This is a genomic window from Arthrobacter sp. Y3223164 (assembly GCF_059091005.1).
In genome coordinates this window covers 1-7,851 of record NZ_JBNHGF010000105.1, presented here as the reverse complement: position 1 = coordinate 7,851, position 7,851 = coordinate 1, and the positions used below count along the sequence as shown (strand labels likewise).

General features: G+C 68.0%; 8 protein-coding genes. 7 read left to right on the top strand and 1 reads right to left on the bottom strand.

The genetic code is table 11. From position 1 onward, the window contains the following. Positions 1–83 precede the first annotated feature (83 nt). The 3 genes from purU to AC5RUJ_RS07590 all read left to right on the top strand — a co-directional run bounded on the left by purU (position 84) and on the right by AC5RUJ_RS07590 (position 2,278). On the top strand, positions 84–944 hold the full coding sequence (gene purU / locus AC5RUJ_RS07600) for a formyltetrahydrofolate deformylase (protein WP_494128000.1): 861 nt from the start codon (positions 84–86) through the stop codon (positions 942–944). Positions 945–1,059: 115 nt separating this feature from the next. Next, the gene (locus AC5RUJ_RS07595) at positions 1,060–1,671 is read left to right on the top strand and encodes a class I SAM-dependent methyltransferase (RefSeq protein WP_494050201.1); all 612 of its coding nucleotides are present in this window, start codon (positions 1,060–1,062) and stop codon (positions 1,669–1,671) included. Positions 1,672–1,744: 73 nt separating this feature from the next. Continuing rightward, a complete protein-coding gene (locus tag AC5RUJ_RS07590; RefSeq protein WP_494076272.1) occupies positions 1,745–2,278 on the top strand; it encodes a gamma carbonic anhydrase family protein in 534 nt (177 codons plus the stop codon). 15 nt (positions 2,279–2,293) lie between these two features. Here the strand turns inward: AC5RUJ_RS07590 and AC5RUJ_RS07585 are convergent, their stop codons facing one another. Beyond that, complete coding sequence (locus AC5RUJ_RS07585) at positions 2,294–3,019, bottom strand: hypothetical protein (protein WP_494076273.1); 726 nt, start codon at positions 3,017–3,019, stop codon at positions 2,294–2,296. 145 nt (positions 3,020–3,164) lie between these two features. Between AC5RUJ_RS07585 and AC5RUJ_RS07580 the strand changes: the two genes are divergently transcribed. The 4 genes from AC5RUJ_RS07580 to AC5RUJ_RS07565 all read left to right on the top strand — a co-directional run bounded on the left by AC5RUJ_RS07580 (position 3,165) and on the right by AC5RUJ_RS07565 (position 7,695). Continuing rightward, a complete protein-coding gene (locus AC5RUJ_RS07580; RefSeq protein WP_494127999.1) occupies positions 3,165–4,385 on the top strand; it encodes an ROK family transcriptional regulator in 1,221 nt (406 codons plus the stop codon). Between the two features lie 147 nt (positions 4,386–4,532). After that, positions 4,533–5,813, top strand: a complete 1,281-nt coding sequence (locus AC5RUJ_RS07575; protein ID WP_494127998.1) for an ABC transporter substrate-binding protein — start codon at positions 4,533–4,535, stop codon at positions 5,811–5,813. A gap of 92 nt (positions 5,814–5,905) precedes the next feature. After that, positions 5,906–6,811 (top strand): carbohydrate ABC transporter permease, encoded by a 906-nt coding sequence (locus tag AC5RUJ_RS07570; RefSeq protein ID WP_494014426.1) that lies wholly within the window; start codon positions 5,906–5,908, stop codon positions 6,809–6,811. Beyond that, positions 6,811–7,695 carry a carbohydrate ABC transporter permease gene (locus AC5RUJ_RS07565; RefSeq protein ID WP_494014427.1) on the top strand — a complete coding sequence of 295 codons (885 nt, stop codon included), beginning with the start codon at positions 6,811–6,813 and terminating at the stop codon, positions 7,693–7,695. Before AC5RUJ_RS07570 ends, AC5RUJ_RS07565 begins: the two co-directional genes overlap by 1 nt. Positions 7,696–7,851 lie beyond the last annotated feature (156 nt).

Here is a 7,851-nt window from a genome sequence, read left to right as displayed (position 1 = left end):
ACCCGCGCCGGCCGGGCGGCTGCCGTGGCCGCGGGCAGGTACCTTGCCGCGGAAGCCGAAGCGCAGCCGGTAGCCTAGGATGCGTGACTGAAGCCCCCGCCGCCACCGCCTACACCCTGATCCTCTCCTGCCCGGACCGCCCCGGCATCGTGCATGCCGTCGCCGGCGCCCTGGCCGGGGCCGGCGGAAACATCACCGACTCGCAGCAGTACGGCAGCCCGCAGTCGGGCCGGTTCTTCATGCGGGTGGCTGTGGCCACGGACCTCTCCTACACAGAACTCCATGACCGGCTGCAGCCGGTCGCGCAGGAGTTCGGCATGGACTGGAAGCTGCGCCGCGACGGCGTGAAGATGCGCACGCTGGTGATGGCGTCCAAGTCGGCGCACTGCCTGAACCACCTGCTGTTCCTGCAGCGCTCGGGCACGTTGCCGATCGAGATCCCCGCCATCGTCTCCAACCATCAGGACCTGGCCGAGCTCGCCGCGTTCTACGGCATCCCCTTCCACCACATTCCCGTCACACCGGACACCAAGCCGCAGGCCGAGCAGGCCCTGCGGGACCTGGCCGAGCAACACGACGTGGAACTGGTGGTGCTGGCCCGCTACATGCAGGTGCTCAGCAACGAGCTCTGCACCGAACTGGCCGGCAAGGCCATCAACATCCACCACTCGTTCCTGCCCAGCTTCAAGGGCGCCAGGCCGTACCACCAGGCGCACGCCCGCGGCGTGAAGCTGATTGGCGCCACGGCGCACTACGTCACCGGGGACCTGGACGAGGGCCCGATCATCGACCAGGAAGTCATTCCGGTCCGCCACGCCCACACCGCCGAACAGTTCGTGGCCTTGGGCCGGGACGGCGAGGCGCGCACCCTGGCCCGCGCCGTGCAGTGGCACGCCGAACACCGCGTGCTCCTCGACGGCACCCGCACCGTCGTTTTTAACTAGTTCGACGCCGGCGTCCACGCGCCGGGCTCCTCTCGTCGGGGCCCGCTCAGTGGTCCATTTACGACGGCGGTGTCCGCCCCTGTGCCCGGCCCGGCGCAGGGCGTACTCTCATCGGATGGGCAACCATGAGCCTGAACTGAGGGCGTTCTACGACCAGCAGGCGCCCGAGCGCGACCGGCGCTGGAGGGATCCCCGCAGGGACGCAGCCCGGCAGGAATTCATTGCCTCCCTGGTCGCAGCCCGGCGGCACAGCGTGTTGGAGATCGGCTGCGGCACCGGCACGGACGGGCTCGCGTTCAAGGCGGCGGGAATCCATTACACCGGCGTGGATTTGTCCGAGCAGAACGTCCGGCTGGCCCGGACGAAGCACCTGGAGGCGGTGGTCGGCTCGGCCCGGGAGTTGCCGTTCGCGGGGGGAACGTTCTCCGCCGGTTGGACCATGAGCACGCTGTTGCACATCCCCGACCAGGACCTGCCGGATGTTCTCGCCGAAACCATGCGGGTGTTGGCCTCGGGCGCTCCGCTGGCGGTCGGGCTCTGGTCCGGCGACGACGAGGAGGGCATCGTTGCCGACGACGACTTCGAACCGCGCCGCTTCTACAGCCGCCGCAGCGACGCAACCGTCCGGCGGCTCTTCGGGGAGCACGGCCTGATCTCCGGTTTCACCACCTGGGAGCGGCCGGAGTCCGACCGGCACTATCAGTTCTTTATCCTGACCAAGCCGTAACCGGCAGGCTCCGCGGCACGGAAGGTCCGTCACGAAGCTCCTGCGGCGGGTCCGGTGTCGCTAGGCTGATGGGATGGCCCACATCATCACCATCTCCGGCATGCTGCCGGCCGTCGATCCGTCCGCCTTCGTCGCCCCCACGGCGACGCTCAGCGGCGACGTGGCGCTGGCAGCCGACTCCAGCGCCTTCTACGGCGTCAGCGTCCGCGGCGACACCGCTCCCATCCGCGTCGGCGAGCGCAGCAACCTGCAGGACAACGTGGTCCTGCACGCGGACCCCGGTTTCCCCTGCACCGTCGGCGCCGGCGTCAGCGTCGGCCACGCCGCCGTGATTCACGGCTGCACGGTCGAGGACAACTGCCTGATCGGCATGAGCGCCACGGTCATGAACGGTGCGGTGGTCGGTGAGGGTTCGCTGGTGGCAGCCGGCGCCGTCGTGCTGGAGGGCACACAGATTCCCCCGCGTTCGCTCGTCGCGGGTGTCCCGGCCAAGGTCCGCCGCGAACTCAGCGAGGACGAGTACCAGTCGGTGCTGGACAACGCCGCCCGCTACGTGGAAATCGCCGCCTTGCACCGCGACGCGATCGACGACGCCGCGGAGGCATAGCCGCCGAGAGCCCGGTCAGGCCGTGGATTGCTGCAGGTGCCTGGCCGGATCGAGGGTCTCAAAGGCGGCCGTGCCGATCATGAACGTACCGCGCTGCGGGACCCAGAAGCCGCCCAGCCTGGCCTGCTCGGGAAGCGGTCCCGGCGGCCCGAAGTCCGTTGCCCCCAGCCGTGCACTGCTGTTGTCAATGAACCACAGCCGGCGCGGGGCGGCGCGGAACCGCTGCCGGTTCGGGGCGGTCCCCGCCAGCCGCATCCGCCCCAGCCGCAGTGCCGGGCCTGACATGACGCCCATGGCGGCCAGGAAGGGGCCACTCTGCCACAGCCGGTCCGGCGTCTTGGCCGTCATTCCGGACATGAGCCGGGTGACCGGAGTGTCCGAGACGGTTGCGTCCCAAGAGAAGTCGATGTCCGGGATGGACACGGTGAAACCGCGCGGCCCGGTCCAATCAACCGCGATGGCGTGCACCGAGGTGTGCCGCAGTCCGCTGCCGAAATACCGGGGACAGGATTTTTCCGCCGGCACCGTGGTGAAGATGCTCCAGTTTTCGGCGGGGTCACGCAGCCACACGGAGGTGTAGCCGGGGCCGACCGAGGTGACAGGAAACCGCCGCAGCCCCAGCACATGGCCGGAGGAGAAGGTCAGCCCCGACACGACGTAACCGAAGAACCGTTCGTCGTCGCCGGCGGGAAGCCGTGCGTTGCGTTCCAGATCGTTGACAGTGAGCCTGAGGTCTTCCATGTCATTCGCCTCCGCGCTTTGCGGCCAGTCTACGCTCGGGAAAAGCCGGCCGGATCGGTGGCAAGGTTCGGCCGCACACGGGCCGCGCCGAGGCAGTTGCGTTAACTTCTTGACTACAAGGCGGCACTGCCGCACGCTTTTCTGTATGCGAGCCGATCACCCGTCCACCCTCGAGGCCCCGCAGCCTCCGGTGCCGCGCACACCCCAGCTCCGGCCGGGGTCCCAAAGCGCCCTGCGGCGGCGGAACAGCCAACGGGTCCTGCAGGCGCTGATGTCACGCGGCCCGCTTACCCAGGCCGAACTGTCCCGGCAAACGGGGCTGTCCACCGCCACGGTCTCCAACATCGTCAAGGCGATGGCCGACGACGGACTTGTCAGCACCGCGCCCACCACGAGTTCCGGCCGCCGCGCCCTGTCGGTCCTGCTCGACGGCCGTGGCGCGGTTGCCGTCGGAGTGGATTTCGGCCGCCGGCACGTGCACGTGGTGCTGGTCAGCCTCGACCACCAGGTGCTCGCCGAAGGCGCCGTCGAATTGCCGCTCGGCCACGGGGCCGAGCAGGGCATCGACACCGCCGCCCGGCTGGCGCAGCGGCTGTTGGATGAAAACTCCGTTTCCCCCCGGGCCGTGATCGGGGTGGGCGCAGGCATACCGGGCCCGATCGACCGGAGGACCGGCACCGTGATCCACGGTGCCATCCTGCCCGAATGGGTGGGCATCAACCTGCTGGCCCGCCTGCGGGAGAGGTTCGGCACCGACGTCTTCGTGGACAACGACGCAAATCTGGGCGCCCTCGCCCAAGTCAGCTGGGGCCCCTACCAGCACGCGCAGAACCTTGTCTTCCTGAAGATCGGATCCGGGATCGGGGCCGGCCTGGTCCTCAACGGCAAGCTCTATTACGGCCATGTCGGCGTCACGGGCGAGGTAGGCCATGCCACGGTCGCCGAACACGGCATCATCTGCCGGTGCGGCAACCGCGGGTGCCTGGAGACGGTGGCCTCCACCTCCACCATGATCGATCTGCTCAGCCGCGGCCGCGGCGAGCCCATCGGCACCGAGGACATCGTCCGGATCGCACTGGAGGGCGACCCGGCCGTCCTGCGCGTGATCGATGATGCGGGCCTGGCCGTGGGACGCGCCCTCGCCAACGTCTGCAACCTGCTCAATCCCGAGGTCATCGTGGTTGGCGGTTCTCTGACGGGCCTCGGCAGCATCCTGCTGGACCCGATACGGCGCGGGCTGCTGCGCCACGCGGTTCCGGTCGTCGGAGAATCCACGGAGTTGGCGATGTCCACCTTGGGCAGCCGCGCCGAGGCGTTGGGCGCCGCGACGCTGGTGCTTCAACAGGCCGAGCTCCTCGTCGCCTAAGCACGGACGGGACCTTCCCGGGGTCGTCTTTGCGTTCAACTCTTGACGACAAGGTGTGTGACGGAGTTAACTTCGGTACTAAGCCACACATCCGTGTGCGGGTCTTGCCGACCCCGTGGCCATGACTGCTGATTGATGGAGGCGTTTATGCGACGCAAATCTTTGCTCGCCGGCGTTGCGGCCGCGGGTTTGCTCCTGTCCGCGTGCGGCGGCGGAAGCGCGGTGGACGAAGCCAACCCTGAGGAAGCGTCGGGGTCGGTAGGAGTCTTCACCTGGTGGGCGGACGGTTCCGAGAAGGTCGGGCTGGATGCGCTGGTGGAAATCTTCACCGAACAGTATCCGGAGCTGAAGTTCGACAACCTTGCCGTCGCCGGCGGCGCGGGCAGCCAGGCGAAGAGCGTGCTGGCGGCCAACCTGAAGTCGGGCAATCCGCCGGACTCGTTCCAGGCGCATGCCGGAGCCGAGCTGCAGGACTACATCGCCGCCGACCAGCTCGAGGACCTGACCTCCTTCTACGAGGACGCGCAGCTCAACGAGGCGTTCCCCCAGGACCTGCTGGACCGGCTGACCGTCGAGGGCAAGATCTACTCCGTGCCGTCGAATATCCACCGGGCCAACGTGGTGTGGGCCAACGTGGACGTGTTGAAGGACGCCGGCCTGGATCCGAACAGCCCGCCGGCCGATCTCGACGCCTGGTTCGCGGACATGGACAAGATCAAGGAGGCGGGGAAGACCCCGCTGGCCGTGGCCGGAACCTGGACCCAGGTCCAGCTGTTCGAGAACATCCTGCTCGCCACCCTTGGCGCCGAGGGCTACAACGGGCTCTGGGACGGCACCACCGACTGGTCCGGCCCCGACGTGACCGAGGCCATCGAGAACTACAAGAAGACCCTCGACTACACCAACTCCGACCGGGACACGCTCAGCGACTGGGGTCCGGCCACCCAGCTGGTGGAGGACGGCGCCGCCGCCTACAACGTGATGGGCGACTGGGCCGAAGCCAAGTTCGCGCAGGACGGCAAGAAGCCCGGTGAGGACTACGTCTACTTCCCCACCCCGGGCACCGACGGCGTCTTCGACTTCCTGGCCGATTCGTTCACACTGCCCAAGGGTGCTCCCAACCCGGCCGGTTCCGAGGCCTGGCTGACCACCATCTCCAGCGTTGAGGGCCAGCAGGCATTCAACGCGGCGAAGGGCTCCATCCCGGCCCGCACCGACGTGCCGTCCGACGAGTTCGGCGAATACCAGCAGAGCGCCATCGAGGACTTCTCGTCCGACACCATCGTGTCCTCGCTGGCCCACGGCGCCGCCGTGCCGGTGGCCTGGCTGAACGAGCTGAGCACCGCCGTCAGCAAGTTCGGCGGCCCGCAGGACGTGGCTGCCCTGCAGGAATCCTTGGCGTCCATCGCCGAGAAGTTCGGGCAGTAAGCCAGGACGCCCCGGAAGGGCGGGCGCGGCACCACCACCGCGCCCGCCCTTCCATGTCACACCGGCGTGTACGGCGGCACTAGGAGAAGTCCATGTTCAAGAAAGTGAAGACCTGGGGACCGGGGCTGGCCCTGATCGCCCCTACCCTCATCCTGCTGGCGGTCTTCGTCTACGCGTTGATCGCGGAAAACGTCCGCATCTCGATGACCAACCAGCACACGGCCCGGCCGTCGTCGGAATTCGTCGGCCTGGAGAACTACCTCCGGCTGTTCGGGGACGCAGATTTCCAGCACGCACTGCGCAACCTGCTCCTGCTGACGGTGGTGTTCCTGGCCGGCACGCTGATCTTCGGCTTCCTCTGGGCCTGGATCCTGGAGCGGCCCGGCGCCGGCGAGGGGCTGTTCCGCTCGGTCTACCTCTTCCCGATGGCGGTGTCCTTCATCGCCTCGGGCGTGGTCTGGCGCTGGCTCCTGTCAAGCCTGCAGACCAGCGAGCCCGGCGGTGAGCGTGCCACAGGCCTGAACCGGCTGCTGGACAGCACGGGGCTCGGCTTCCTGCAGAACAGCTGGTGGTCCGATCCCAACTGGGGCATTGCCGCCATCGCCGTGCCGGCCATCTGGCAGCTCTCCGGCTACGTGATGGCCCTGTTCCTGGCCGGATTCCGCGGCATCCCGGAAGAACTGCGCGAGGCGGCGCGGATCGACGGCTGCAGCGAGTGGAAGCTCTACCGTCACGTGATCTTTCCGCAGCTGAGCCCGGTGATGCTCTCGGCTGTCATCATCATCGGCCACATGTCCTTGAAGCTGTTCGACCTGATCCGGGCGATCGTTCCCGACGCCAATACCTACGACATCCAGGTCCCGGCCACCATGATGTGGGTCAAGTACATCGGCAGCGACTACGCCGACTCGGCCGCCATCGGCACCATCATGCTGGTGCTGGTCGCGCTGGTGGTCGTCCCGTACCTCGTCTACACCTCGCGGCAGGAGAAGCGCTGATGGCCACTGCAACCGTCCCGCCGCCCGTCGAGGTTGCCCGGCCCCGGCCTGCGGCTCCCCGCACCGGCCGGCAGAGGATGAACCGGACGCTCAAGTACTCCATCCTGCTGCTGTTCGTGTTTGTGGTGCTGATTCCGGCCTACGTCCTGTTCATTACCAGTTTCAAGGGGCCGTCCGACGCCGATCCCTCCACCGCGTGGCTCTTCCCGACGACGTGGGAAACCGCGGGATGGGCCAAGGCCTGGGACACCCTGGGCCCGGCGTTGGGCCGCACCTTCGCCATGGTCATCCCCGCCTCGATCATCTCGGCCCTGCTCGGATCGATGAACGGGTTCGTGCTCTCCCGCTGGCGCTTCCCCTACGCCAACGTGGTCTTCACCCTCATCCTGTTCGGCATGTTCATCCCGTACCAGGCCGTGATGATCCCGCTGACCCAGCTGATGCAGGGTCTCGGAGTGCCCAACGGCATCCCCTCGCTGCTGGTGCTGCACATCGTTTACGGCCTGCCGATCTGCACCCTGATCTTCCGCAACTACTACGAATCCGTGCCGGCCGAGCTGATCGAAGCGGCGCGCATGGACGGAGCCGGGCTGCTGCGCACCTACGCCTCGGTGATCCTGCCGGTCTCCGCCCCGGGCTTCGTGGTGGTGCTCATCTGGCAGTTCACCTCCGCCTGGAACGACTACCTGTTCGCGGCGTTCTTCTCCTCCGGCTCCAACGGCCCGGTCACCATCGCGCTGAGCTTCCTGGCCGGCGGACAGCTGACCGACTACGCCGCGTCGATGGCCGGCGCGCTGATCGCCTCGCTGCCCACCCTGCTGGTCTACATCATCCTGGGCAAGTACTTCGTCGGCGGCCTGATGAGCGGTTCCGTCAAGGGCTGAGCGGCTCCCCCAACAACACCTGGCGCCTGCCTCCCCGGGGGAAGCAGGCGCCAGGTGTTCTTGTGATCGGGCCTAGATGTTGTGGCTGCCGCCCTCGCCGCGGCGGGTGTCGTCGGCAGCCCGGGCGCCGTCGTTGCGCGCGTCATCGACATGCCG

Coding starts and splice junctions, on each gene's coding strand:
- AC5RUJ_RS07580 (WP_494127999.1), top strand. CDS start 3,165: ATGCGAGCCGATCACCCGTCCACCCTCGAGGCCCCGCAGCCTCCGGTG.
- AC5RUJ_RS07565 (WP_494014427.1), top strand. CDS start 6,811: ATGGCCACTGCAACCGTCCCGCCGCCCGTCGAGGTTGCCCGGCCCCGG.
- AC5RUJ_RS07595 (WP_494050201.1), top strand. CDS start 1,060: ATGGGCAACCATGAGCCTGAACTGAGGGCGTTCTACGACCAGCAGGCG.
- AC5RUJ_RS07570 (WP_494014426.1), top strand. CDS start 5,906: ATGTTCAAGAAAGTGAAGACCTGGGGACCGGGGCTGGCCCTGATCGCC.
- AC5RUJ_RS07585 (WP_494076273.1), bottom strand. CDS start 3,019: ATGGAAGACCTCAGGCTCACTGTCAACGATCTGGAACGCAACGCACGG.
- AC5RUJ_RS07590 (WP_494076272.1), top strand. CDS start 1,745: ATGGCCCACATCATCACCATCTCCGGCATGCTGCCGGCCGTCGATCCG.
- AC5RUJ_RS07575 (WP_494127998.1), top strand. CDS start 4,533: ATGCGACGCAAATCTTTGCTCGCCGGCGTTGCGGCCGCGGGTTTGCTC.